This is a genomic window from Lysobacter enzymogenes (assembly GCF_017168095.1).
In the GTDB taxonomy this organism is placed as follows: domain Bacteria; phylum Pseudomonadota; class Gammaproteobacteria; order Xanthomonadales; family Xanthomonadaceae; genus Lysobacter; species Lysobacter enzymogenes_D.
In genome coordinates this window covers 1-24,012 of sequence record NZ_LXSD01000414.1, presented here as the reverse complement: position 1 = coordinate 24,012, position 24,012 = coordinate 1, and the positions used below count along the sequence as shown (strand labels likewise).

The following is a 24,012-nucleotide window of genomic DNA, read 5'->3' as shown; positions in this document are numbered from 1 at the left end:
GAACCACGCAATGCCGAAACTGCTCGTGCCCGCGCTGCTCGCCAGCGCGCTGTGCCTGTCGCTGCCCGCCGCCGCGCAAACCGCGCCCGGCGCGCCGGCGCCGATCAAGGTCGCCGACGTGCGCGCCGCCGATCTGCAACTGGGCGCGCAGCCCGGCCGCGTCGGCCGCGCCGGCGTCGACGCCGGCGCCAAGGCGGTGGAAATCCGCACGCCGGACGCGTCCTTCATCAAGGTCCACTTCGAACACTTCTCGCTGCCGGCCGGCGTGACCCTGGAAGTCGCCAGCGCCGACGGCCGCGAGGTCTATCGCTACAGCGCCGAGCATCGCGACGGCTTCACCGTCGCCGCCGACCTCGGCGAAGACGGCAAGAGCCGCTTCTCGGCGATGTCGATCTCCGGGCCGGTCGCGGTGCTGCGCCTGGTCGGCCAGGCGCGCGAGCCGTGGCGCAAGGATCACGGCGTCAAGGTCTCGCGTTATCTCGAAGGCTATCCCGAGGACATGCTGCCGGAACTGGGCAAGGCCGGCCTGCTGGGCACCGACGTCGGCGGCAAGTCGATCTGCGGCACCGACAACAAGCAGGCCGCGGCCTGCTATTCCAGCAGCGACACCCAGGCCTTCAACGGCTCCAAGCCGGTCGCGCGCGCGCTGATGAGCAGCGGCAGCCTGTGCACCGCGTGGCGGGTGAGCTCGAGCAACCGCATGTTCACCAACAACCACTGCTTCAGCACCGCCGCCGCGGTGGCCAGCACCGAGCTGTGGTTCAACTACCAGCGCAGCACCTGCACCGGCGCGCAGGCGACGGTGACCAAGGTGACCGGCGACCAGTTGCTCAAGACCGACGCCACGCTGGACTACACGCTGTTCACGGTGAAGAACTTCGCCAACATTTCCAGCTTCGGCTTCCTCGGCCTGGATCCGCGCGCGGCGACCGCCAACGAAGGCATCTTCATCGCCGGCCATCCGGGCGGGCGGATGAAGGAGCTCAGCGTCGCCGACACCCAGAACAGCACCGGCAAGTGCCGCGTCGACGCGCCCAGCGTCACCGGCAACGCCGCCAACAGCGACGTGGGTTATTACTGCGACACCGAAGGCGGCAGCTCGGGTTCGCCGGTGATCGCGCGTTCCAGTGGCAAGGTGCTGGCGCTGCATCACTTCGGCGGCTGCTTCAATTCGGGCGCGAAGATGTCGTTGATCTGGCCGCAGGTGTCGACCTACTTCGGCGGGGTGATTCCGTAAGCCGCGCGAGCGCAGGTTGAGCCATGTGGGAGGGACTTGCGTCCCGATGCTTTTGGCTCAACTCGCCGCGCCGTGGGGGTGCGGCGGCGGGGCGTGGAGTTCCTCTCGCGGTTCGGCTTGCGTCGCGGGGGCGGTGGCGTGGTCGCGGCTTGCGCCGCTCCTACAGGTAGCAGGCGGACTCGCGGGAAGGTGGAGTTCCTCTCGCGGTTCGGCTTGCGTCGCGGGTGCGGTGGCGTGGTCGCGGCTTGCGCCGCTCCTGCAGGGGGCGGGCGGAGCTGGGCGGAAATCGGGTGCTTCCTGTAGGAGCGGCGCGAGCCGCGACCGCGGGGCGGCAGGTCGCGGCGTCGGCCGGAAGCATGGCCGGTTCGCGCGAACCGCAGGCAAAAGAAAACCCGCCGTGCAGGCGGGTTCTCTTCTGAAGGCTTTGGATCCCCGCTTTCGCGGGGATGACGTTCTGGCAAAGCCGTTCGCGCGCTGCGCGAACGGGCCAGAACGTCACTTGATCTTGCCTTCCTTGTAGATCACGTGCTTGCGGACGACGGGATCGAACTTCTTGATCTCCATCTTGCCCGGGGTGTTCTTCTTGTTCTTGTCGGTCGTGTAGAAGTGACCGGTGTTCGCCGTCGAGATCAGGCGGATCTTGTCGCGCTTGGAAGCCATGGTCGATCCTCCTTAGATCTTTTCGCCGCGGGCGCGCAGCTCGGCGAGGACGGAATCGATACCGTTCTTGTCGATGGTGCGCAGGGCGTGGGCGGAAACGCGCAGCTTCACCCAACGGTTCTCACTGGCGACCCAGAAGCGGCGCTCGTGCAGGTTGGGGAGGAAGCGGCGGCGGGTCTTGTTCATGGCATGCGAGACGTTGTTGCCGGTCGTCGTTCGCTTGCCCGTTACTTGGCATACGCGGGACATTGCGCACCTCAAAAGGTTGGATGCTTCCCTTGGCCAGGGAGGCGGCGGCCCCGATGCCGTGAGGCACCGCGCGATACAGGTGGATACCCTCGCCGCACCTTGGCGGCCGGAATCGCGCTTCCGGGACCGCCCGGACCGTTCCTGAGAACGGGCCGGACACAGCGAGCCGCGCATTATGCCGGCAAATGCACGGCGGAACAAGCACTTGGCGTCCGTCCCCGGGTATGCGGCCATAGCCGGGGGCGGCCCGGCCCCGAAAGGAACCCCGCCATGACCCGTCGCACAGCCGCCTGCGCCTGCGGCCAACTGAGCCTGAGCTGCGAGGGCGAGCCCTTGCGGGTCTCGATCTGCCACTGCCTGGCCTGCAAGCGGCGGACCGGCAGCGCGTTCAGCTACCAGGTGCGCTACCCCGAGGCCGCGGTGACGGTCCGCGGCCGCCACAGCGATTTCGCCAAGGCCGGCGACAGCGGCAACGTGGCCCGTTTCGGCTTCTGCCCGCAGTGCGGCTCGACCGTGTTCTGGCGGCCCGACGCGCTGCCCGGGATCGTCCTGGTCGCGGCCGGCGCGTTCGCCGATCCGGAGTTTCCGCCGCCGCCGCAGGTCTCGGTCTACGGCGATCGCCGGCACGCCTGGGTCGCGGTGCCGGCCGGGTGCGAGGAACTGGAATAGTGCGGGCGGCGGCTCAGTGGCTGGCCTTGTCCCGATGCCAGCCGCGGTGCTTGATGTCCAGATACAGGCTGTAGGCCGCGGTGAACGCCGGGAACAGGTTCTGGATCACCCCCACCGAGTCCTGCTTCTGCGAGAACACGAAATAGCTCAGGGTCATCGCGCTGCCGACCAGGCTCATGTACCAGAACAGCCGCGGGATCACCGGCTTGCCCATGCGCTTGCTGGCGACGAACTGGACCAGCCAGCGGCCGCCGAACATCAGCGCGCCGATCAGGCCGATCAGCTTCCACGGCGACATGTGCAGGCCGGTCCAGGTCAGCCATTCGATCGGGGAATTCATGAAGTCCATGCAGCGCGGTCCTTCAGCGTTCGACGATCTGGGTCAGCTTGCCGCGGCGGATCAGCCAGGCGACGCCGCGCAGGTCGCTGATGCCGACCAGGGCGCGGTTGAGGTTGTTGTACTTCGACACGCCGGTGCCGCGCGGACGGTGGTTCACCGGCACGCTCACCGTCTTGTAGCCGGCGCGCTGCATCAGCGCCGGCAGGTAGCGGTGCATGTGGTCGAAGTACGGCAGTTCCAGGAACGCGGCGCGTTCGAACAGCTTGATGCCGCAGCCGGTGTCGGGGGTGTCGTCGCGCAGCATGCGGCTGCGGATCGCGTTGGCCCACTTCGAGGCCCAGCGCTTGCTGCCCGAGTCCTGGCGGTTGACCCGCCAGCCGGCGAACAGCTTGAACTCGGCCGCCGATTCGGCGCGCTTGGCCAGCAGCTTGGGGATGTCGGCCGGGTCGTTCTGGCCGTCGCCGTCGAGGGTGGCGATCCAGGCGCCGCGCGCGGCCTTGACCCCGTTGCGTACCGCGGTGCTCTGCCCGCTCTGGGTCACGTGCTGCAGCACGCGCAGCTCGGGCACGCCGGCCTTGAGCGCTTCCAGCGCGGCCAGGGTGCCGTCGCGCGAGCGGTCGTCGACATAGACGATTTCGAAGTCGGTCACCCCGCGCAGCGCGGCGGTGATCTCCTGCACCAGGGGCGCGACGTTGTCCTGTTCGTTGAACACCGGGACGACGACCGACAGCTGTGGGGTTTGGGTCATGGATGGAGCTCGAGGAGGTCGGGGGATGGCCGGCGGGAGCAGGGCGGGCGTGTGGTCGGGATGTGCCTTCCACCTGCCTGGGATGCAGCAAAGATGCCGCGCCGGTTTTAACGATTCATTGTCCGCGGCCCGGCCGCCGGCGCAAACTGCGGAGCTTACCCGCGCGGATGTTCAGATTCGGTCGGAACCGCCAGGGCCTGCGTCACTTCGGTCAACGATTGATCAAAAGCGCCGAACGCAGACGAACGTCAGGCATTGTCGCCGAAATAGTCGCGGCACCACGCGACCACGCCGGGCAGGCCGGCCTCGATCGAGGTCGCCGGCTCGAAGCCGAACGCGGCGCGGGCGCGGGCGGTGTCGGCCATGGTCTCGACCATGTCGCCGGGCTGCATCGGCTGGTAGACCTTCTGCGCCGGCCGGCCGGCGGCGTCCTCGATGACCTGGATGAAGCGCTCCAGCTCGACCGGAGTGTGGTTGCCGAGGTTGAACACCCGGTGCGGCGGGGTTTCCTCGGGCGGGTGATCGAGCGCGCCGATCACCCCGGCGACGATGTCGTCGATGTAGGTGAAGTCGCGGCGCATCCTGCCGTGGTTGAACACCTCGATCGGCCGCCCGGCCAGGACCGCGCGCGAGAACAACAGCGGCGCCATGTCCGGCCGGCCCCACGGGCCGTAGACGGTGAAGAAGCGCAGGCCGGTGGCGCGCAGGCCGTAGAGCTGGGCGTAGGTGTAGGCCATCAGCTCGTTGGCGGCCTTGGTCGCCGCGTACAGCGAGCGCGGCTTGTCGATGCGCTGGTCTTCGGAGAACGGCGGCGTCGCCGAATCGCCGTACACCGACGAGGACGAGGCATAGGCCAGGTGCTGCACGCCGCGGTGGCGGCACAGTTCCAGCAGATTGACGAAGCCGACCAGGTTGCTGTCGACGTAGGCGTGCGGGTTGCTCAGCGAATAGCGCACGCCGGCCTGCGCGGCCAGGTGGACGACGCGGTCGATGCCGGCCTCGTCGAACAGCGCGGCGAGGCCGTCGCGGTCGGTCAGGTCGAGCGCGCGGATGTCCACGTCCGGGCACAGCGCGGCGACGCGGTCGCGCTTGATCTGCGGGTCGTAGTAGTCGTTGTAGTTGTCCAGGCCGACGACGGCGCGGCCCTGGGCGCGCAGCGCGCGGCAGACGTTGGCGCCGATGAAGCCGGCGGCGCCGGTGACGAGGATGGTCATGCGTAGGGCCGACGGTCGGAACGGACGCCCATTATCGCCGCCTGTCCGCGACGCGCGCATGGCACGCGCGCCGCGGTCGCCAGGCGGACCGGCCGCGGCTCAGTTCAGCGCGACCTGCTTGGCGATGGCATAGGCCTGGTTGAGCTGCTCGGCGCTGGCCGCGTCGATCCAGGCGTAGACCTTGAGCTTGCTCTTGGGCTTGTCGCCGGGGATCACGATCATCGCCTCGCGCGAGTAGGGGCGCGCGTTGCCCGGGGTGGCCTTGGTGTACCACTGCACCTGCTGGGTGCCGACCGTGCCCTTCTCGGCCTTGGCCTTCTTGTCCGGCTTGAACGTGCGGTGGCCGACGTAGACGCCGAAACCGGTGCTGACGCTGCCGGGCAGTTCGATGTAGCACAGGGTGTAGTTGTCGCCCTGGCGCTGGTTCCACTTCAGCTCCGGGTTCTTGAGCCCGGGGCAGGTGCCGGTCTGCGCCCAGGCCAGGACCGGGGCCAGCATCAGCGCGGCGGCGGCCATCCATTTCATCGTTGCGTCTCCTTGCTCGGTGGATTGTGCTGCGTATTCATGCCGTACCGGCGACGCCCGGCGCCCGGCCGGACGGAATCCGGCAAGGCAGGGGGCGGGGGACGGAGGCATAAGTTTAGTGGATTACCCCTCGCGATCCGGCGTTGCTGATCAACAAAAAACGCGGATGCGGCCGCTGAGGGCGGCGCGAGCAGGCTAAGGGGGAATCGACCGAGCCGGTACTCGGTTCAGCTTGTACAGCTTCGTGTGGCCGCAGGGACAGGCCATTTCCGGAACAGGCTTCGGGCCGGCGCTTGTGGGAGGGCCTTCAGGCCCGAGGCTTTCCGGTCGGTCTGCGGCGATCTGGCACAAGAGCATCGGGCCTGAAGGCCCTCCTACAGGCTCAGGCTTCGACCTTGCCGCGCAGCTTTTCCAGCACGCCTTCCAGCGAATCCAGGTCGGTGTAGTGGATCACCAGCCGGCCCTTGCCGCCGCGGCCGTGCAGCACGTTGACCTTGGTGTTGAGCGATTCCGACAGCTCGCGCTCGAGGGTGACGATGTCGGCCTGCGGCTTGGCCTTGACCGGCTTGGGCTTGCCGGCCACCGGCACCTTGCCGGCGGCGAGCTGCTGCACGCGGTGCTCGACGTCGCGCACCGACCAGCCCAGTTCGGCGGCCTGCCGGGCCAGCGCGATCGCGGCCTGCGGCGCCAGCGTCAACAGGGCGCGGGCGTGGCCCATTTCCAGCGAGCGGGTCTCCACCAGCACCCGGATCTCGCCCGGCAGCTCGAGCAGGCGCAGCAGGTTGGACACCGCCGCGCGCGAGCGGCCCACGGCCTCGGCGGCCTGGGCGTGGGTGAGGTCGAATTCGTCGATCAGGCAGGTCAGCGCCTGCGCTTCTTCCAGCGGGTTGAGGTCTTCGCGCTGGATGTTCTCGATCAGCGCCATCGCGACCACGGTGCGGTCGTCGACTTCGCGGATGACCACCGGGATCTCGGCCAGCCCGGCCAGGCGCGAGGCGCGCCAGCGGCGTTCGCCGGCGATGATTTCGTAGGTCTTGCCGCCGCGCTCGCCGATCTCGCGCACGACGATCGGCTGGATCACGCCCTGGGCCTTGATCGACTCGGCCAGCTCGGCGAGCTTTTCCTCGTCCCAGTGCTTGCGCGGCTGGTACTTGCCGGCGCTCAGCGAGTCGACCGGCAGGTGCCGCAGCAGGTCGCCGGGCTGGGCCTCGACCAGGGTCGGGGCTTCGGCGGCGGCCTTGGGGCCGAGCAAGGCTTCCAGGCCGCGGCCGAGGCCGCGCTTCTTGGCGGGATTGCTCATGCCGGGGTCTCCGCAGTGGCCGCGCGCGCGGTCTTGGCCGCCGCCTGGTCGCGCTCGCGCTGGCGGCGCAGCACTTCGCCGGCCAGGCCCAGGTAGGCGATGCCGCCGCGGCTGGCCTTGTCGTAGCCGACGATGCTCTGGCCGAAGCTCGGCGCCTCGGCCAGGCGCACGTTGCGCGGCACGATGGTGCGGAAGACCCGGTCGCCGAAGTGGGTCGTGAGGTCGGCGGAGACGGCGTTGGCGAGGTTGTTGCGCACGTCGAACATGGTGCGCAACACGCCTTCGATTTCCAGTGAAGGGTTCAGCTGGGCCTTGAGCGCGTCGATGGTCTCCATCAGCGCGCTGAGGCCTTCCAGGGCGTAGTACTCGCACTGCATCGGCACGATCACCGAATCGGCCGCGGTCAGCGCGTTCAAGGTCAGCAGCGACAGCGCCGGCGGGCAGTCGATGATGATGAAGTCGTAGTGGCCGCGCAGCGGTTCGAGCGCGCGCTTGAGCCGCTGTTCGCGCGCATCTTCGCTCATCAGGCGGATTTCGGCCGCGGTGAGGTCGATATTGCCCGGCAACAGGTCGAAGCTCTCCGGCGCCGGCACGATCGTGGCGGCGGCGTCGGCCTCGCCCAGCAGCACGTCGCAGACCGAGTCCTCGAGCTGGCGCTTGTCGATGCCGCTGCCCATCGTGGCGTTGCCCTGCGGGTCCAGGTCGACCAGCAGCACGCGCTTGGGCGTGCCGGCGAGCGCGGCGGCCAGGTTGACCGCGGTGGTGGTCTTGCCGACCCCGCCCTTCTGATTGGCGACGGCGATGATGCGGGCCATGCGGCTCGTCCCCTGCGGTTGCGGAGTGAGAAAAGAAAGAAAGTTGAGCGATGCCGGCGGCGCCAGGCGCCGACCGGACAGGGGATTATGCCCGCCCCGGCCGCCGCGCGCTTGAAGTGGCCTGGACCGGCCCGGCGCGCCGGGCCCAACAGACGCCCGGGCCAGCCGCCGTACGGTAGCCACCCGAAGCGCCTTGTGGGAGCGGCGCAAGCCGCGACCGCGCCACTTACCGCCGCGGCGCCCGCCGCGGTTCAAGCGCATACCCGCCCGGACCGCCCCGCGCCATCGCGAGCGGACGCTTAACCCTCGCCGCACCGTCCGATCACCACCATATGCCGTTCCGCGGCCAGCCCCGGCACCGTCATCGGCTCGACCGCGCGCAGCTCCCAGCCGTCCGGCAGCGCCGCGATCTCCTCGTCCGGCCGCACCCCCTTCATCGCCAGCAGCACCCCGCCGGGCTTGAGCAGGTGGCCGCCGAGTTCGAGGATCAGCGGCAAGGTCGCCAGGGCGCGCGCGGTGATGGCGTCGTAGCCGCCGGGCTCGGCGAAGGCCTCGATCCGCGACTCGGCCACGCGCGCGTCCTTGAGCCCGAGCTGGCGCAGCGCCTCGCGCATGAAGCGGGCCTTCTTGCCGTTGCTCTCGACCAGGGTCACGCGCAGGCCGGGCTTGACGATCGACAGCGGAATTCCCGGCAGGCCCGGGCCGGTGCCCAGGTCGGCCAGGGCGCCGCCGCGCGCCGCCAGGGCGTCGACATAGCGGTGCATGGCCAGCGAATCGAGCAGGTGCTTGCCGACCATCTCGTGCGGATCGCGCACGGCGGTGAGGTTGTAGGTGCGGTTCCAGCGCGCCAGCAGGGCCAGGTAATCCAGCAGCGGCGCGGCCAGCGCCGGGTCGAGCGCAAGCGCGGACAGGCCGGCCTCGAGCTCGCCGCGCAGGCCGGGCGGTAGGGAAGTGGGGGCGTTCATCGCCGCGATTATCGCCCAACGCCAGCGCAACTGGCCGCGGCCCCCGTAGGAGCGGCGCAAGCCGCGACCGCGCAAAGACAACCACGACGGAACCTTGCGCCGCGAGCGGGAACCTCCGCGGTCGCGGCTCGCGCCGCTCCTACAACGGCTCCGGCCGCCAGGCGATCGCGCCGAGATAGCCCGGCCCGGGCGCGATCTCGTCCAGCCGCCACTGCGCCGGCGCGCCCAGCTCGGCGTCGCACTCGACCAGGCGCAGCCCCTCGGCGCCGGCTTCGAAGCGCAACCGGTGCAGCCCGAACGACAGCCCGTGGCCGTGCGCCTTGAGCACGGCTTCCTTGGCGCACCACAGGCGCAGGAAGGCCAGGTCGCGGTCGTCCTGCGCCGCCAGCCACCGCGCTTCGCGCTCGGTGAAATAGCGCTGGGCCACTGCCAGCGCGCGCGGCCGCCGCTGCAGCCGCTCCAGATCGACGCCGACCCGGGCGCCGTGCGCCAGCGCCACCAGCAGGCGTTCGCCGCTGTGGCTCCAGTTGCAGTCCCAGGCCTGGTGCGGCGGCTGCAGGTGCGGGCGTTGGCGGCCGTCGCGGCGCACCTGCAGGTCCGGATCGCCGAGTTCGGCCGCCAGCCAGGCGCGCGCCGGCGGCTGCGCCGGCTGGCCGTGCGGGTGCGGCAGCCAGGTCCAGCGCGGCACGACCACGGGCGGGGTTGAACGGGCGGACAGGGACATGAACAGGCGTGGGCTTGCGGTGCGTCGGGCCGGTCAGCGTAAGCTAAACCCAGGGGATCGGGTTCCGGCCAGGGCGGCCGCGCGGGGGCGCGGCGCTGCGGCTGCGGACGTCGCGCGCGGTCGCGCGCGCGGCTTCGTCAGTCTGCGATCAGGCGGCACCCGGCAAGTTCCAGGCAACAACGCGGAAAAACAGAGCGAATGTCAGCGGTCATCGATCCGAGCCAGAGCGCCCCGGCGCCCCAGCCTATTTGCGACTCCGAGCGGTGCGAGCTGCTGGCCGGCGCGCCGCAGCGCGTCCTCGCCTTCGGCCCCGACGGCCGCGTCGACCGCGCCGGTTTCGAGGCCGACGTGCGCGCGCTCGCCGCGACCCTGCCGCAGGCGCGCCACGCGGTGAACCTGTGCGAGGACCGCTACCGCTTCCTGGTCGCGCTGTGCGCGGTCGCGGTGCGCGGCCAGATCAACCTGCTGCCGCCCTCGCGCGCGCCGGCCATCGTCGACGACGTGCTCGGCCGCTATCCCGACAGCTACTGCATCGGCGATCTCGAACTCGATCCGCCGCCGCCGCGCTACCTGCGCCTGGACGAGGCCCTGCCGCCGCTCGACGGCGAGCCGCTGCGGGTCGACGACGCGGCCCTGCTGGCGATCGGCTTCACCTCCGGCAGCACCGGCCAGCCCAAGCCCAACCTCAAGACCTGGGGCGGGTTCCGCATCAGCACCGCGCAGAACCTGGCCGCGCTCGACGGGCTGCTGCGCGAGGACGGCGCGACCGAGGTGGTGGCCACGGTGCCGCCGCAGCATATGTACGGCATGGAGATGTCGGTGCTGCTGCCGTTGCTGGGCCCGATCGCGGTGCATGCGCAGCGGCCGTTCTTCCCCGCCGACGTGGCGCGCGCGACCGCCGACGCGGCGACCCCGCCGCTGCTGGTGACCACGCCGGTGCACCTGCGCGCGCTGATCGAATCGCAAGTGCAGTTGCCGGCGCTGGCCGGCATCGTCTCGGCCACCGCGCCGCTGAGCGTGGAACTGGCGCAAGCGGCGGAACAACGCTACGGCTGCGAAGTGCGCGAAGTGTTCGGCTCGACCGAAACCTGCGTGTTCGCGCGCCGCCGCACCGCGCGCGAGCAGGCGTGGACGCCGCTGCCGGGCGTGCGCGTGTGCCCGCAGCCCGACGGCACCGCGGTCCACGCGCCGCACCTGCCCGAAGCGGTGGTGCTGGCCGACCTGATGGAAGTCGAGCCCGACGGCCGCTTCCACGTGCGCGGCCGCGCCGCCGACCTGCTGGAAATCGCCGGCAAGCGCGCCTCGCTCGGCGATCTGACCCGCAAGCTGCTGGCGATCGACGGCGTCGAGGACGGCGCGGTGTTCCAGCTCGACGAAGCCGACGCCTTCGGCGTGCGCCGCGTCGCCGCGCTCGCGGTGGCGCCGACGCTGAGCGCGGCGCAGATCCTGGCCGAACTGCGCCGCAGCGTCGACTCGGTGTTCCTGCCGCGCCCGCTCAAGCGCGTGGCGGCGCTGCCGCGCAACGACACCGGCAAGCTGCCGCGCGATGCGCTGGAAGCGTTGCTGCGCGCGCAGGACTGACGCGTAAGCCGGTGAGCCCCTGTAGGAGCGGCGCGAGCCGCGACCGCGCCAATAAAACTTTCGCGAACGCTCGCTGAGCGCGATTGAGCGGCTTCCATTCGCTGCCGTTCGTTGCCGTCGTGGCGATGGCGGGCGGAGTTTCGTCGTAGTCGCATTGGCGCGGTCGCGGCTTGCGCCGCTCCTACAGGAAGGCGGAATTTCGCGCGAAGCCGCGCATTCGCGTTCACAGCCTCGCGCCTCGCGCGCTTCTTCACATGGCGACGATGCGCAATTCGACGTTGCCGTCACGCCGCCGGTACCAGACTGGCCGCAACCCCGTTCAGGCAGCGACGCTGGCGAAACGCATCAGGCAACTCGCCGCGCCGCTCGCATCACCTGTGCAACCTCAGGAGAAGACGCAATGTTCGGCATCATCGTTTGGTTGGTGGTAGGCGGCATCATCGGTTGGATCGCCAGCATGATCATGCGCACCGATGGCCAGCAAGGCATTTTCCTCAACATCATCGTCGGCATCGTCGGCGCCTTCCTCGGCGGTTGGCTCGGCGGCGTGCTCGGCATCGGCGCGGGCACCATCAACAGCGGCGCGTTCAACGTCGCCGGGTTGGCCCTGTCGCTGGTCGGCGCGATCGTGCTGTTGGGCATCGTCAATCTGTTCCGGCGCGGCCGCGTGCGCTGAGGCGCGCCGGTTGCGGCAACGAAAAAGCCCGGCATCGGCCGGGCTTTTTCTTTGCGGCCGGCCGCTGGCTCAGGCCAGCTCGACCCAGGCCGGGGCGTGGTCGCTGGGCCGGTCCCAGGTGCGCGGTTCGCGGTCGATGCCGGCGGCGGTGCAGCGCGCGCGCAGCGAGTCGGAGATCAGGGTCAGGTCGATGCGCAGGCCGAGGTTGCGGCGGAAGCCGGCCTGGCGGTAGTCCCACCACGAGAACGCGTTCTCTTCCTGCGGGAACAGCCGGAACGCGTCGTGCAGCCCCAGCGCCTGCAGCCGCTTGAGCGCGTCGCGCTCGGCGGTGGAGGTGAGGATGTGGTTGTCGTTCCAGATCGCCGGGTCGTGGGTGTCGCGCGCTTCCGGGGCGATGTTGAAATCGCCGAGCACGATCAGGTCCGGGTAACGGCTCAGTTCGTCCTGAACCCACGCGTGCACCGCGTCGAGCCAGCGCAGCTTGTAGGCGTACTTGTCGGTGCCCACGTCCTGGCCGTTGACCACGTACAGGTCGATGATGCGCAGCCCGCCGACGGTGGCGGCGATGACGCGCTTTTGTTCGTCCTCGAAGCCGGGAATGCCGACCTGCACGTCCTGGGCGGGGTCGCGCGAGAGGATGGCCACGCCGTTGTAGGTCTTCTGCCCGGCGAACACGCTGCGGTAGCCGGCTTCGGCCAGCGCGGTGTCGGGGAAGCGCGGGTCTTCGAGCTTGGTTTCCTGCAGCGCGACGATGTCCGGCGCGAACGCGGCCAGCCACTGTTGCAGGTGCGGCAGGCGCACGTTGAGGGAGTTGACGTTCCAGCTGACGATTTTCATGGGCGAAGTGTAGCCGCGTTTGCCGGCGCGGCGTTGGCCCGGCCGGGTCGTTTCAGGGCGTCGGCGCGGGGCGTTCGGGCGCGGCGCGGGCCGCGTCCTGCGCCGCCTGCACCGCGGCCTCGAGTTGGTTTTCGTGCGCGCTGGTGGACGAGGAGGTCGGCGCCGGCGGCTGGCCTTGCGGGCACAGGGCCAGGCGGATGCGCTGCGCCGCGGCCGCGCGCGTCGCGGCCGGCGCGGCGTTGCGGATGTTCGCCTGCTTGCGCTCGCCTTCGTCGAAGGTTTCGCACAAGGTTTCGCCATAGGTGGTGCGGCCGAGCTCGGCGCCGGCGCGCAGATAGGCGTCGACCAGATCGGCCAGGGTCGCGGGGTCGCCGCTTTCGTCCAGACGCTGCGGCAGGCGGTAAACCAGCCGGAACATGACGTCGTCGCCGGCGCCGCTGCGTCGCAGCGCGGCGCTCAGGTCGAAACCGGCGGCGCGCAGCGCGTCCAGCCCGACCAGGGTGCGCACGCCGTCGAGCACGGCCGGGCCTTGTTCCGGGGCGAAGCCGTAGCCGGCGGCGATCCAGGCGCGCAGGCCGTCGTCGTGCCAGGTGTCGGCGACGATGCGGGCCAGATCGGCGTTGCCCTCGGGCAGATAGCAATCGCCCGAGTCCTGATCGTCGCGCGGCGGCGCGAACGTCAGGCGGCGCGCGGCCGGATCGGTGCCGCGCCACAGCCGCAGCCAGCCGGGCAGGTAGCTCAGCGATTCGTCGCGTTCGCTCAGGCGCACCAGCAGCGAGGCGAGTACGGCTTGTTGCTGCGGACGCGGGCGGCCCTGGATCAAGGCTTCGGCCGCATCGAACAGCCGCGCGGTGGACACGCGCGGGGCGCCGGCGTCGGATTCGGACAACAGCCAGTCGTCGCTGCCGCCACTTTCGCTGCCGCCGCGGAGGCGTTCGTTGCGGCCGCGACCGCCGACGAAGCACAGCGCGCGGCCCGGGCGGTACTCGGCGGACAGCTCGGCCATCGCCGCGCGCACCGCGTCGGCGTCGCCGCGCGCCGCGGCGTCGGCGAGCGCGGCCGCGCGTTCGCGTTCCTGGTTCCACTGATGGTCGCGATACGCGCGATCGACCTCGAACACGCCGGCGAACACCAGCAACGCCGGCGCCAGCCCGAGCAGGCAGCCGCCGATGGCCGAACCGATGGCGCGCGAGCGGGCGCCGTCGATCAGCGCCAGCACCGGCACCGCCAGCGCCGCGCCGATGGCGACGACGACGAACAGCAGGAACTCTCCCATGTCGGTGCGGGCTTGGGTGGCGACGAAGTAGACCGCGAACGCCAGCGTGGCGAGGGGATACGCGAACAGCCAGCGGCGGAACGCGCGGCGGCGGGCGGTTTTATCGGGCGTGCCGTCCAAGGCCTTGGCTCGGATCCAGGAGAAGGCGTCGTTGTACCGCGCGGCCGGGGCGGGCGCCAGCGGCCGGCGGCGGCTTACTTCGTCGTCTTCTTGGCGAAGGCGCGCTTGGCCGCCTTCGCCTCGGCCGGGCACAGCACCGCGCGGACTCGCGATACCGCGGCCTGCCGTTGCGGCGTGTCGCGCGCGAGGTCGCGGCGCTGTTCGTTGCGTTCGAACAGTTCGCACGCGGTGACCGGGCCGATGACCCGCGGCTGCGCGCCGGCCGCGTGCAGGGCTTCGATCAGCTCGACTGATTGCGCCGGCTCGGGCGCCGCGTCGAGCGTCGCGCTCAGCGCATCGGCCTGCGCCGACAGCGCGTCTTCGCCGGCGTCGCGGTCCTCGCGCAGCAGCGCGGCGAATTGCGGGTCGGCGGCGAGCAGCGCGCGCAAGGTATCGGCGCGGCGCAGCGCGCGCAGAGCGACGGTGGTCTGGCTGCGCCCGCGCTCGAAACCGAAGCCGGCGTCGAGCCAGGCACGCACGCCGTCGTCGCGCCATTCGCGCAGGACGCGTTCGAGCGGATCGCCCAGGGTGCAATCGCCGTATTCTTCGGCCGGCGCGGTCAGCAGCACCGGTTGCGGCGCCGGCTGCGGCAGCGTGCGCCGCCACAGCGCGGCCCAGGCGGCGAAGCGCTGCGCTTCGCCGCGGTCGGCCAGCGCGCGCAGGACCACGCGCAGGCTCGCCTGCTTGTCCGGCACCGGCGCCGGCCCGTCGACCACCGCCGCGGCCGCGGCCAGCAATTCGTCGCTGGGCAGGTTCGGGCCGTAGCCGCGTTCGTCGAACCACAGCCAGTTGACCAGGCGATAGCTTTCCCGGCCCTGCAGCATGCACAGCGCGCGCGCCGGGCCGGGGCGCTCGGGCAGGGCATCGATGGCGGCGCGGATGCGCGCGGCGTCGCCGCTGCGGATGACGCCGGCCAGCGCCTGCACCTGTTGCTGGCGGCGCTCGAAATCGTGGCGGCGCGAGGACAGCACCGCGCCCATGCCGAACCACAGCACCAGCGGCGCCAGCGCCGATCCGGCCAGCAGGCCGAGCAGGGCGTAGGCGATGTGGCCGCGCAGCGCGGCCCAGACCAGCACCGCGACCGCGACCACGCCGGCGACGACGGCGCCGCCGAGGCCTTGCACCACGGTGTCGTAGGCGAGCCCGGTATCGGCCTCGGCGTTGCCGACCCGGTAAACGGCCCAGGCCAACCACAGCGCGCAGGCCAGCGGCGGCAGCGCGAAGGCGATCCAGGCCGGCGCGTTGGAGCGCGGCGCCCGCGGCTGCGGCGTAACGGAGTGGGGCGGCGGGGCTTCCATGCGTGGTGCGGTCCTCGATTGCGGCGCGTCGCGGCGCGTCGCGGCGACGCCATCATCGCATCGGCGCCGCTTCGCGCCAGCGCCTCGCGCGGCGCGCGCTGGCGCCGCGGCCGCCCGTCGCGGCGAACGGCCTACTTCGCCAGGAAGCGGATCATCGCGTCGATCTTGCCCTTGTACGGCGGCTTGAGCAGATCGCTGCCCGCCCACGGCCGCTGGTAGAACACCGGCAGCAGCTTGCTGAAGGCGTCGAAGCCGTTGCGGCCGTGGATCGCGCCGATGCCGCTGGGGCCGATGCCGCCGAACGGCAGGTCGTGGGCGCCGAAATGCAGCAAGGTGTCGTTGACGGTGACGCCGCCGGCGAGGGTCCGGGCGAGGATCTTCTCGACCTGGGCCGAGTCGCGGCTGAAGGGATACAGCGCCAGCGGCCGGTCGAGCCGGTTGATGCGGGCGATGGCCTCGTCGAGCGTGCGGTAGGACAGCACCGGCAGGATCGGGCCGAAGATTTCGTGCTGCATCACCTGGGCGTCGTCGCCGGGTTCGATCACCAGCGCCGGCGGGAACAACCGCTGCGCCGCGCGCGCCTCGCGCGCGCCGGGGTCGGCGAACGGCTCGACGACGCGCACGCCGCGTTCGCGCGCGTCGTCGAGGTAGGACGCCAGCCGCGCGTACTGGCTGGCGTTGATGATGCGGGTGTAGTCCTGCGGCGCGGCCATGTCGGCGTAGCGCGCCTTCAGCTGCGCCAGCAGCGCCTCGACCAGGGCGTCGCGGCGCGCTTCGTCAACCAGCACGTAGTCCACGCCGATGCAGGTCTGGCCGGCGTTGAACCACTTGCCGGTGGCGATGCGCGCGGCGGCCTGTTCCAGCGGATAGTCCGCGCACACCAGCGCCGGCGCCTTGCCGCCCAGCTCCAGGGTCACCGGGGTCAGGTTCGGCGCGGCCGCGGCCATGACCTTGCGCCCGACCGCGGTCGAGCCGGTGAACAGCAGGTGGTCGAACGGCAGCGCCGAGAACGCGGCGCCGAGGTCCGGCCCGCCCAGGGCGACGGCGACGCGGTCTTCGGGGAACACCTCGGCCAGCAGCTCGCGCAGGAACTGCGCGGTGCGCGGGGTGTGTTCGGACGGCTTGAGGTAGACGTGGTTGCCGGCCGCTATCGCCGAGACCAGCGGCACCAGGGCCAGGTTCACCGGGTAGTTCCACGGCGACAGGATGCCGACCACGCCGACCGGCTCGGGCCGGATCTGCGCGCGCGCCGGCCAGAACCGCCAGCCGACCGCGGCGCGGCGCGGGCGCATCCAGGCGCGCAGGTGCGAGAGCGCGTGGTCGATCTCGGCCAGGGTGATCATCGCCTCCGAGAGCAGGTTCTCGTGGCTGGAGCGGTGGCCGAAGTCGGCGCGAATCGCCGCGTCCATCTGCGGGATCTGCGCGCGGAAGGCGTCGCGCAGGCGGATCAGGTCGGCGCGGCGCTGGGCGTAGTCGGGCTTGCGCGCCTGCCAGGCGGCGCGCAGGCGTTCGCGGGTGGCGGCGAGGTCGGCGATGGGCGTGTCGGCGAGGGTGTCCATACGCCGCAGTCTAGTACGCCGGCGCGGCCGAAAACGCGACCGGGGCGGGGCGGCAGAGGACAGGCGCGGGGGGCGTGGCGGCCGAAAGTGCGGGAGGGCGTTGTTGTGGGAGGGCCTTCAGGCCCGATGCCTTCCGGTCTGCCAGCCGCGACCTGAGCCCAAAGCATCGGGCCTGAAGGCCCTCCCACAAAGGCCTCCCACAAAGGCCTCCCACAAAGGCCTCCCACAAAGGCCTCCCACAAAGGCCTCCCACAAAGGCCTTCTGCAAGATGCGGCCCTGCCCGGATCGGGCGATCCGCGCCCGCGCCGCGGCCGCGCCGCCGCCAGCGCCTACAATGCGCGCATGAGCCTTCGACCCTATCTCGACACCTTTCCCACCCTCGGCGAGCGCGTCTACGTCGACCCGGCCGCGACCGTGATCGGCGCGGTGACCCTCGGCGACGACGTTTCGATCTGGCCCGGCTGCGTGGTCCGCGGCGACGTCAATTCCATCGCCATCGGCGCGCGCACCAACGTCCAGGACGGCACCATCGTCCACGTCACCCACGAAGGCCCGTTCACCCGCCCCGGCGGGCTGCCGACGCTGATCGCCAACGACGTGACCATCGGCCACGGCGCCATCGTCCACGCCTGCACCATCGACGAGTTCGCCCTGATCGGCATGGGCGCCAAGATCCTCGACGGCGCCCGGGTCAGCCGCTTCGGCTTCGTCGGCGCCGGCGCGGTGATCGCGCCGGGCAAGGTGGTCGGCGAGGGCGAGCTGTGGCTGGGCAACCCGGCGCGCCTGGTGCGGCGCCTGAGCGAGCGCGAGATCGAGCAACTGCAATACAGCGCGCAGCACTATGTGCGGCTCAAGGACCGTTACCTGGGCATGCGCTCGGCCTGAGCCGTCCGCGGCCGCGCCCGTCTAGTCAGGCCCGTTCGCCGCGTTTACAGTCGCGGCAGGGGAAATGAAAAGCAGGACCAGGGAGTCATCGCTACATGGAAGATACGCAGAATCCGTACGCGGCGCCGACCGCGCCGCCGCCGCTGCCCGGCGAATTGATCGACGACTCGATCAAGGCCGATCGCGGCCTGCGCCTGGTGGCGCGGCTGATCGACGGCGGCCTGATGATGGCGTGCTTCGTGCCGCTGTTCGTGGCCATCGCGATCGAGCCCAACAGCAAGGAGCCTTCGATCGCGCAGATGGCGATGGGCTCGCTCGGCCTGCTCGCCGCGCTGGGCCTGTTCGCCTATCAGCTGGTGCTGCTGTACCAGTCCTCGCAGACGCTGGGCAAGCGCTGGCTGGGGATCAGGATCGTGCGCAACGACGGCTCGCCGTGCTCGTTCGGCCGCATCCTCGGCCTGCGCATGTTCGTGATCGCGCTGATCGAGCAGGTGCCGTGCCTGGGCGCGCTGTTCGCCCTGGTCAACGCGCTGTGGATCTTCGGCGAGGAAAGCCGCTGCCTGCACGACCTGATCTGCGACACCAAGGTCGTCAAGGTCTGATGCTCGACACCTACCGCCAGGTGGTGACGCCCGAAGGCGTGGCCTTGCACCTGCGCGCCGCCGGCCCGGTGCCGCGCGCGCTGGCCTACCTGGTGGACCTGATCGCGCGCGCGGCGATCTACATCGCCCTGGTGCAGTTGCTGGCGATCCCGTTCGGCAAGGCCGGCACCGCGCTGCTGATGCTGGCCAGCTTCGCCCTGACCTGGTTCTACCCGGTGCTGTTCGAAGCGCTGATGCAGGGCCGCACGCCCGGCAAATGGGCGCTGGGGCTGCGCGTGGTCGCCGCCGACGGCGCGCCGGTGGGCTGGATGGCGACCTTCGCCCGCAACCTGTTGCGGGTGGTGGACGCGCTGCCGCTGTTCTACGCGGTCGGCCTGACCGCCTGCCTGATCGATCCCTGGGGCCGGCGCCTGGGCGACATGGTCGCGCGCACCCTGGTGGTGCACGCGCCGCGCCAGGCGCTACTGCACGCGGCCGCGGTGGCGCCGGCGCTGGCGCCCGACCATCTGCTGCTGCCGCACGAACAAGCCGCCGTGGTCGCCTTCGCCGAACGCGGCCCCGGCCTGACCGCGGCGCGCCAGGCCGAGCTGGCCGACCTGGCCGAACCGCTGGTGCACGCGCGCGGCCAGGCCGCGGTGGCGCGCCTGTACGGCATCGCCAACTGGCTGCTGGGGCGGCGATGACGCCGGGCGCGCCGCGATGAAGCAAGAGCGTTTCGTCGAACGCCACCAGGCCGAATGGCGCGAGTTCGAGCAGTGGCTGGAACGCCGCGGCGACAGCGCGCGCAACGCCCGTTCGACCCGGCGCGAGTGGCGCGGCATCCGCGACGACGAACTGCCCGCGCGCCACCGCCGCCTGTGCCAGCAACTGGCGCTGGCGCGCCGGCGCGGCTACAGCGCGGTGGTCACCGACCGCCTGCAGCAACTCATGCAGCGCGGCCACAGCGTGCTGTACCGGACCAAGCCGGCGCATCCGCGGCGCGCGGTCGAGTTCCTGCTGGCCGGGTTTCCGCGCCTGGTCCGCGCCGAGTGGCGCTGCATGCTGGCCGCGGCGCTGCTGTTCGTGATTCCGCTGGTGACGATCTTCGTCGCCATCCAGGTCAAGCCGGACCTGGCTTCGGGCCTGTTCGCGCCGCAGATGCTGGCCCAGTTCGAGGAGATGTACGACCCGACCGGCAAGCGCGACCTCGGCCGCACCGACGAAGACGACCTGCAGATGTTCGCCCACTACATCGGCAACAACGTCGGCATCGGCTTCCAGACCTTCGCCACCGGCCTGGTCGCCGGATTGGGCACGGTGTTCGTGTTGATCTTCAACGGCATCATGATCGGCGGCGTCGCCGGGCACCTGCAGGCGGTCGGCCACGGCGATCCGTTCTGGCGTTTCGTCGCCGGGCATTCGGCGCCGGAACTCACCGCGATCGTGATCGCCGGCGGCGCCGGCCTGCGCATGGGCCTGAGCCTGATCGCGCCGGGCCAGCGCCGGCGCGTGGATTCGCTGATCCACGGCGGCCGCCGCGGCGCCAAGATCTGCATCGGCGTGTTCGCGATGCTGGTGTTCGCCGCCTTCGTCGAAGCGTTCTGGTCGTCGATCGGCTGGATGCCGGCTTCGATCAAGTACGCCGTCGGCGCGCTGCTGTGGGCGCTGACCGCGCTGTGGCTGCTGCGCGGCGGCCGCAACGCGGCCTATCAGGACGACGAAGACGCCGCATGAAGCTCGAAGCGCTCACCGTCGCCCTGCGCCCGCGCACCGCCTGGGAGGCGTGCGAGCTCGGCATGGCCCTGGTCCGCCGCTACGCCGGCGCGATCTGGAAGCCGTGGCTGCTGGTCACCCTGCCGCTGCTGATCGCGCTCAACGCCGCCGGCTGGGCGCTCGACCTGTTGTGGCTGTCGGGCCTGCTGATGTGGTGGCTCAAGCCGTGGTTCGACCGCATCCCGCTGTTCGTGATCTCGCGCGCGGTGTTCGGCGAAACCCCGACCCCGCGCCAGACCGTGCGCGCCGCGCTGCGCTGGGGCGGGCGCTGGTGGCTGCCGTACCTGACCTGGCGCCGGCTCGGACCGGCGCGCCCGCTGTATCTGCCGGTGGACCTGCTCGAAGGCGGCGACGGCGGCGAAGCGCGCCAGCGCCGCGCCGCGCTCGGCGCGCCGGTGTACGGCGTCAGCGCGCTGCTGACCCTGATCTGCCTCAACTTCGAACTGGTGCTGATGCTCGGGCTGGTGTTCGCCGGGGCGATGTTCATTCCCTTCGACTACCTGCCCGACACGTTCAAGTCGCTGTGGGAGTCGTTCCTGGAACAGCCCGGCTGGATGGTCGCGCTGCTCAACGCGCTGGCGTGGGTGGCGATGAGCGTGATCGAGCCGTTCTACGTCGGCGCCGGGTTCGGGCTGTATCTCAACCGCCGCACCGAGATCGAAGGCTGGGACATCGAAATCGTGTTCCGCCGCCTGCGCGCGCGCCTGAGCGCGGCGGCGGCGCCGTCGCTGCTGGCGCTGTGCCTGGCGGTCGGCCTGGGCGCGTGGCTGCCGCCGGCGGCGGCGCAGGAGCCGGCGGACGGGCATCCGACCCAGTTCGTGAGCGACGACGCCGAGGCGTCCGCGCCCGCGGCGCAGGCCGATGCGGACGCCGCTGCGAGCGATGAGCCCTCGGCCGACGAAGCGTCCTACGACGACGAAGAAGGCGAAGACGCCGACGAAGCCCCCGCCTATCCGACCGTGCCGATCCGCGAATACGGCGACAAGCCCGGCCGCCAGCCCTCGACCCTGGACGCGCTCTACGGCGCCTCGCGCAGCGACGACGCCTCGCTGCGGCGCGCGGTCGAGCAATCGCTGAAAGATCCCACGGTCTCGCCGAAGCAGAAGCAGGCGACCTGGAAGCCGCGCGCCAAGGCCGACGAGGCCAAGCCCGACGCGCCGCGGCGCTCGCGCGAGCGCGACGGTTTCAACGGCATCAGCAGCGGCCTGGCGACCGGCCTGGAGCTGGTGCTGTGGGGCGTGGTGGCGCTGATCGTGGGCCTGCTGGTCTTCAGCCTCGGCCGCTGGCTGGGCTGGTTCCGCGGCGGCGGCGGCGAAGCAGCGCCGGCGCCGGGCGAGGTGCGCAGCGCCGCGCTGCTGGAACCCGAACCGCTGCCCGACGACATTCCCACCGCGATCCGCCGCCTGTGGCAGGGCGGCCGCCATCGCGACGCGCTGGCGCTGATGTACCGCGCCGCGGTCGAGTCGATGGCGCAGCGCGCCCAGGTGACCTTGGTGCCGGGCGCGACCGAGGCGCAGTGCCTGCGCGCCTCGCGCAAATTGCCGCTGGCCGAGGATCGCGACGCGTTCGCGCGCGCGGTGCGGGTGTGGCAGTACGCCGCCTACGCCGAGACCTTGCCGGCCGGCGACGAGTTCGACGACCTGGTCGGCGTGCTGAGCCGGCGCTTCGGGTGGGCGGCATGAACCGGCAGGGCATCTACGCGATCGTCATCGTGCTGGTGGTCGGCCTGCTCGGTTTCGCCGGCTACTCGCTGTGGCGCCAGGATTTCGTGCGCAGCGAGGAAGTCGTCGACATGCCGCGCACCGGCGAGGCGGCCAGCAATCCGCTGTACGTGCTCAAGCTGGCGCTGCTCAAGGACGGGGTCAAGGTCGATGCGCGCCAGCGCCTGCTGCTGTCCACCCACACGCTGGGCGCGCGCGACACCGTGCTGATCTACCGCGACCCGCGCACCCTCGCCGCGGGCGACGCCGAGGCGCTGCTGCAATGGGTCGCGCGCGGCGGCCACCTGATCGTGCGCACCCCGCCGTGGCGCGAGCGCGTCGGCGAGGCGAGGGTGCCGGTGCTCGACGAGGTCGGCGTGACCCTGCTGGACGCCTCCGACGGCGGCGGCCAGCAGCAGCGCACCGGCTGCGCGCAGCTGTTCGAGCGCGGCCGCGAGCCGCGCGCGGTGTTCTGCGGCGCGCGCCGGTTCTACTTCTACAACGCCGACGCCGAGCCCGAAGCGGCCTGGGGCGACGAGGACAGCGCCTATGTCTACGCCCGCCTGCCGTACGGCGAGGGCAAGGTCGACGTGCTGGCCGACCTGGATTTCCTGTCCAACCGCGGCGGCTCGGGCCTGTCGATGTTCGCCGGCCCGCGCGCCGGCGACGACGAGATCGCGCAGGCCTCCAACGCCGCGTTCGCGCGCCAGGTGCTGGCGCCGAACTACAAGGCCGGCACCGTGCACCTGATCTACGCGGCCGAAGTGCCGTCGCTGTGGCGCACGCTGATCGTCAACAGCTGGATGGCGTGGCTGCCGCTGCTGCTGTGGCTGCTGGCCTGGCTGTGGCAGCGCATGCAGCGCTTCGGCCCGCTCAGGCCGGCGCCGGCGATGGAGCGGCGCTCGCTGCTCGAGCACATCGTCGCCAGCGGCGAGCACATCTATCGCTACGGCTACGGCCCCAGCCTGTACGCCTCGGCGCGCGCCGCGTTCCTGCAGCGCTTGCGCCGGCGCGACCCCTACGCCGCCTCGATCGAAGGCGAGGCGCAGGTGGAGCTGCTGGCCAGGCGCTACAAGAACGAACCCGGGCTCGGGCCGGCGCAGATCCGCGAGGCCCTGGCCCATCCCGTGGCGCGCGACCACGCCGCCTTCCGCACCCGCATCGCCACCTTGATCCGCATGAGAAACCGTCTATGAGCCTCGAAGCCGCTCCGCTCGTCCCGATCACCGGCGCCGCGCTGGCGCAGCGCGCCGCCGCCGTGCGCGATGAAGTCGGCAAGGCCTTCATCGGCCAGGCCGAAGTGCTCGACCAGATCCTGATCGCGCTGCTCGCCGGCGGCCATGCGCTGCTCGAAGGCGTGCCCGGCCTCGGCAAGACCCTGGTGGTGCGCGCGCTGTCCAAGGCGCTGGACTGCGGCTACGCGCGCGTCCAGTTCACCCCCGACCTGATGCCCAGCGACATCAGCGGCCACGCGGTTTACGACCCGAAGACCGAGAGCTTCAACATCCGCCGCGGCCCGGTGTTCACCAACCTGCTGTTGGCCGACGAAATCAACCGCGCCCCGGCCAAGACCCAGTCGGCGCTGCTGGAGGCGATGCAGGAGCTGCAGGTCACCATCGAAGGCCACAGCTTCGAATTGCCGCCGCCGTTCCTGACCCTGGCCACGCAGAACCCGGTCGAGCAGGAAGGCACCTACCCGCTGCCCGAAGCGCAGCTCGACCGCTTCCTGCTCAAGATCCTGATCGACTACCCGACCCTGGCCGACGAGAAGCGCATGGTCAGCGCGGTGAGCCTGGGCCGCAGCGCGTCGGACTTCGATCTGTCGCAGGTGCGGCGCGTGCTCGGCCCGGAGGAAATCGTGGCGATGCAGCAGGGCACCGCGCTGGTGCGGGTGGACGAGGCGGTGATCGACTACGCCGTGCGCATCGTCGCCAAGACCCGCGACTGGGCCGGCATCGCGCTCGGCGCCGGCCCGCGCGGCAGCCTCGGCCTGGTGCGCGCGGCGCGCGCGCAGGCGGTGCTGTCGGGCCGCGATTTCGTCACCCCCGACGACGTGCGCGAGATCGCCAAGCCGGTGCTGCGCCATCGCATCGCGCTGGCGCCGGAGCTGCAGATCGAAGGCCAGTCGTCCGACGACGTGCTGCACGCGCTGCTGGCCACGGTGGAAGCGCCGCGGCAATGAGTTCGGCGCCGCCGCCGCTGCCGGCCCTCGCCGGCGCCGCGCCCGCGGCGCCGGGCGA

Annotated in this window: 27 protein-coding genes; 11 read left to right on the top strand and 16 right to left on the bottom strand. The window is 71.4% G+C overall.

Translation table 11 applies throughout. The features are described 5' to 3' along the window. Positions 1-10 precede the first annotated feature (10 nt). The gene (locus A7A76_RS18130; protein WP_206412517.1) at positions 11-1,237 is read left to right on the top strand and encodes a trypsin-like serine peptidase; all 1,227 of its coding nucleotides are present in this window, start codon (positions 11-13) and stop codon (positions 1,235-1,237) included. Between the two features lie 495 nt (positions 1,238-1,732). On the opposite strand, the gene rpmG is transcribed toward A7A76_RS18130, so the two are convergent. Continuing rightward, positions 1,733-1,897: a 50S ribosomal protein L33 gene (rpmG, locus tag A7A76_RS18125; protein WP_074871082.1), complete on the bottom strand. Its 165-nt coding sequence runs from the start codon at positions 1,895-1,897 to the stop codon at positions 1,733-1,735. A gap of 12 nt (positions 1,898-1,909) precedes the next feature. Further along, the gene (gene rpmB / locus A7A76_RS18120; RefSeq protein WP_057916198.1) at positions 1,910-2,146 is read right to left on the bottom strand and encodes a 50S ribosomal protein L28; all 237 of its coding nucleotides are present in this window, start codon (positions 2,144-2,146) and stop codon (positions 1,910-1,912) included. Between the two features lie 270 nt (positions 2,147-2,416). On the opposite strand from rpmB, the gene A7A76_RS18115 reads away from it, so the two are divergent. Then, positions 2,417-2,815, top strand: a complete 399-nt coding sequence (locus tag A7A76_RS18115) for a GFA family protein (RefSeq protein ID WP_206412516.1) — start codon at positions 2,417-2,419, stop codon at positions 2,813-2,815. A gap of 13 nt (positions 2,816-2,828) precedes the next feature. On the opposite strand, the gene A7A76_RS18110 is transcribed toward A7A76_RS18115, so the two are convergent. The 9 genes from A7A76_RS18110 to A7A76_RS18075 all read right to left on the bottom strand — a co-directional run bounded on the left by A7A76_RS18110 (position 2,829) and on the right by A7A76_RS18075 (position 9,446). Then, entirely contained in the window at positions 2,829-3,164 is a 336-nt protein-coding gene (locus tag A7A76_RS18110) for a lipid-A-disaccharide synthase N-terminal domain-containing protein (protein WP_096382502.1), read from the bottom strand. A gap of 13 nt (positions 3,165-3,177) precedes the next feature. Further along, a complete protein-coding gene (locus tag A7A76_RS18105) occupies positions 3,178-3,903 on the bottom strand; it encodes a glycosyltransferase family 2 protein (RefSeq protein ID WP_206412515.1) in 726 nt (241 codons plus the stop codon). 248 nt (positions 3,904-4,151) lie between these two features. Beyond that, complete coding sequence (locus A7A76_RS18100) at positions 4,152-5,117, bottom strand: NAD-dependent epimerase/dehydratase family protein (RefSeq protein WP_206412514.1); 966 nt, start codon at positions 5,115-5,117, stop codon at positions 4,152-4,154. A gap of 99 nt (positions 5,118-5,216) precedes the next feature. Further along, positions 5,217-5,642: a hypothetical protein gene (locus A7A76_RS18095; protein WP_206412513.1), complete on the bottom strand. Its 426-nt coding sequence runs from the start codon at positions 5,640-5,642 to the stop codon at positions 5,217-5,219. A 195-nt stretch (positions 5,643-5,837) separates the two neighbouring features. Next, on the bottom strand, positions 5,838-6,074 hold the full coding sequence (locus tag A7A76_RS26845) for a DUF6053 domain-containing protein (protein ID WP_428995189.1): 237 nt from the start codon (positions 6,072-6,074) through the stop codon (positions 5,838-5,840). Continuing rightward, positions 6,025-6,942: a ParB/RepB/Spo0J family partition protein gene (locus tag A7A76_RS18090; RefSeq protein WP_206412512.1), complete on the bottom strand. Its 918-nt coding sequence runs from the start codon at positions 6,940-6,942 to the stop codon at positions 6,025-6,027. The genes A7A76_RS26845 and A7A76_RS18090 overlap by 50 nt, the downstream gene beginning before the upstream one ends. Next, positions 6,939-7,757: a ParA family protein gene (locus tag A7A76_RS18085; RefSeq protein ID WP_206412511.1), complete on the bottom strand. Its 819-nt coding sequence runs from the start codon at positions 7,755-7,757 to the stop codon at positions 6,939-6,941. Before A7A76_RS18085 ends, A7A76_RS18090 begins: the two co-directional genes overlap by 4 nt. Before the next feature lie 299 nt (positions 7,758-8,056). Continuing rightward, positions 8,057-8,722, bottom strand: coding sequence for a 16S rRNA (guanine(527)-N(7))-methyltransferase RsmG (rsmG, locus tag A7A76_RS18080; protein ID WP_206412510.1), 666 nt, complete (start codon positions 8,720-8,722; stop codon positions 8,057-8,059). Positions 8,723-8,861: 139 nt separating this feature from the next. After that, positions 8,862-9,446 (bottom strand): 4'-phosphopantetheinyl transferase family protein, encoded by a 585-nt coding sequence (locus A7A76_RS18075; protein WP_206412509.1) that lies wholly within the window; start codon positions 9,444-9,446, stop codon positions 8,862-8,864. Between the two features lie 270 nt (positions 9,447-9,716). Here A7A76_RS18075 and A7A76_RS18070 point away from each other — a divergent pair, with 270 nt between their 5' ends. Further along, the gene (locus A7A76_RS18070) at positions 9,717-11,027 is read left to right on the top strand and encodes an AMP-binding protein (protein ID WP_428995188.1); all 1,311 of its coding nucleotides are present in this window, start codon (positions 9,717-9,719) and stop codon (positions 11,025-11,027) included. Positions 11,028-11,427: 400 nt separating this feature from the next. After that, complete coding sequence (locus A7A76_RS18065; protein ID WP_206412521.1) at positions 11,428-11,703, top strand: GlsB/YeaQ/YmgE family stress response membrane protein; 276 nt, start codon at positions 11,428-11,430, stop codon at positions 11,701-11,703. 69 nt (positions 11,704-11,772) lie between these two features. Here A7A76_RS18065 and xth read toward each other — a convergent pair whose 3' ends face one another. The 5 genes from xth to A7A76_RS26840 form a co-directional block, all read right to left on the bottom strand. Then, on the bottom strand, positions 11,773-12,540 hold the full coding sequence (xth, locus tag A7A76_RS18060; protein ID WP_206412507.1) for an exodeoxyribonuclease III: 768 nt from the start codon (positions 12,538-12,540) through the stop codon (positions 11,773-11,775). Between the two features lie 52 nt (positions 12,541-12,592). Next, positions 12,593-13,936: a hypothetical protein gene (locus tag A7A76_RS18055; RefSeq protein ID WP_206412506.1), complete on the bottom strand. Its 1,344-nt coding sequence runs from the start codon at positions 13,934-13,936 to the stop codon at positions 12,593-12,595. 74 nt (positions 13,937-14,010) lie between these two features. Then, a complete protein-coding gene (locus A7A76_RS18050) occupies positions 14,011-15,273 on the bottom strand; it encodes a hypothetical protein (protein WP_206412505.1) in 1,263 nt (420 codons plus the stop codon). Positions 15,274-15,404: 131 nt separating this feature from the next. After that, positions 15,405-16,832 carry a coniferyl aldehyde dehydrogenase gene (locus A7A76_RS18045; RefSeq protein ID WP_206412504.1) on the bottom strand — a complete coding sequence of 476 codons (1,428 nt, stop codon included), beginning with the start codon at positions 16,830-16,832 and terminating at the stop codon, positions 15,405-15,407. Then, positions 16,721-17,020 (bottom strand): DUF6053 domain-containing protein, encoded by a 300-nt coding sequence (locus A7A76_RS26840; protein ID WP_428995187.1) that lies wholly within the window; start codon positions 17,018-17,020, stop codon positions 16,721-16,723. The genes A7A76_RS18045 and A7A76_RS26840 overlap by 112 nt, the downstream gene beginning before the upstream one ends. Before the next feature lie 155 nt (positions 17,021-17,175). Between A7A76_RS26840 and A7A76_RS18040 the strand changes: the two genes are divergently transcribed. From A7A76_RS18040 to A7A76_RS18010, 7 genes are all read left to right on the top strand, one after another. Next, positions 17,176-17,718, top strand: a complete 543-nt coding sequence (locus A7A76_RS18040; protein ID WP_096383833.1) for a gamma carbonic anhydrase family protein — start codon at positions 17,176-17,178, stop codon at positions 17,716-17,718. A 95-nt stretch (positions 17,719-17,813) separates the two neighbouring features. After that, the gene (locus tag A7A76_RS18035) at positions 17,814-18,320 is read left to right on the top strand and encodes an RDD family protein (RefSeq protein WP_206412503.1); all 507 of its coding nucleotides are present in this window, start codon (positions 17,814-17,816) and stop codon (positions 18,318-18,320) included. Then, positions 18,320-19,003: an RDD family protein gene (locus tag A7A76_RS18030; protein WP_206412502.1), complete on the top strand. Its 684-nt coding sequence runs from the start codon at positions 18,320-18,322 to the stop codon at positions 19,001-19,003. The genes A7A76_RS18035 and A7A76_RS18030 overlap by 1 nt, the downstream gene beginning before the upstream one ends. 16 nt (positions 19,004-19,019) lie before the next feature. Continuing rightward, positions 19,020-20,033, top strand: coding sequence for a stage II sporulation protein M (locus tag A7A76_RS18025; RefSeq protein WP_206412501.1), 1,014 nt, complete (start codon positions 19,020-19,022; stop codon positions 20,031-20,033). Next, complete coding sequence (locus tag A7A76_RS18020) at positions 20,030-21,754, top strand: DUF4129 domain-containing protein (protein WP_206412500.1); 1,725 nt, start codon at positions 20,030-20,032, stop codon at positions 21,752-21,754. Before A7A76_RS18025 ends, A7A76_RS18020 begins: the two co-directional genes overlap by 4 nt. After that, positions 21,751-22,968 carry a DUF4350 domain-containing protein gene (locus A7A76_RS18015; protein WP_206412499.1) on the top strand — a complete coding sequence of 406 codons (1,218 nt, stop codon included), beginning with the start codon at positions 21,751-21,753 and terminating at the stop codon, positions 22,966-22,968. The genes A7A76_RS18020 and A7A76_RS18015 overlap by 4 nt, the downstream gene beginning before the upstream one ends. Further along, positions 22,965-23,954: an AAA family ATPase gene (locus tag A7A76_RS18010; RefSeq protein ID WP_206412498.1), complete on the top strand. Its 990-nt coding sequence runs from the start codon at positions 22,965-22,967 to the stop codon at positions 23,952-23,954. Before A7A76_RS18015 ends, A7A76_RS18010 begins: the two co-directional genes overlap by 4 nt. Positions 23,955-24,012 lie beyond the last annotated feature (58 nt).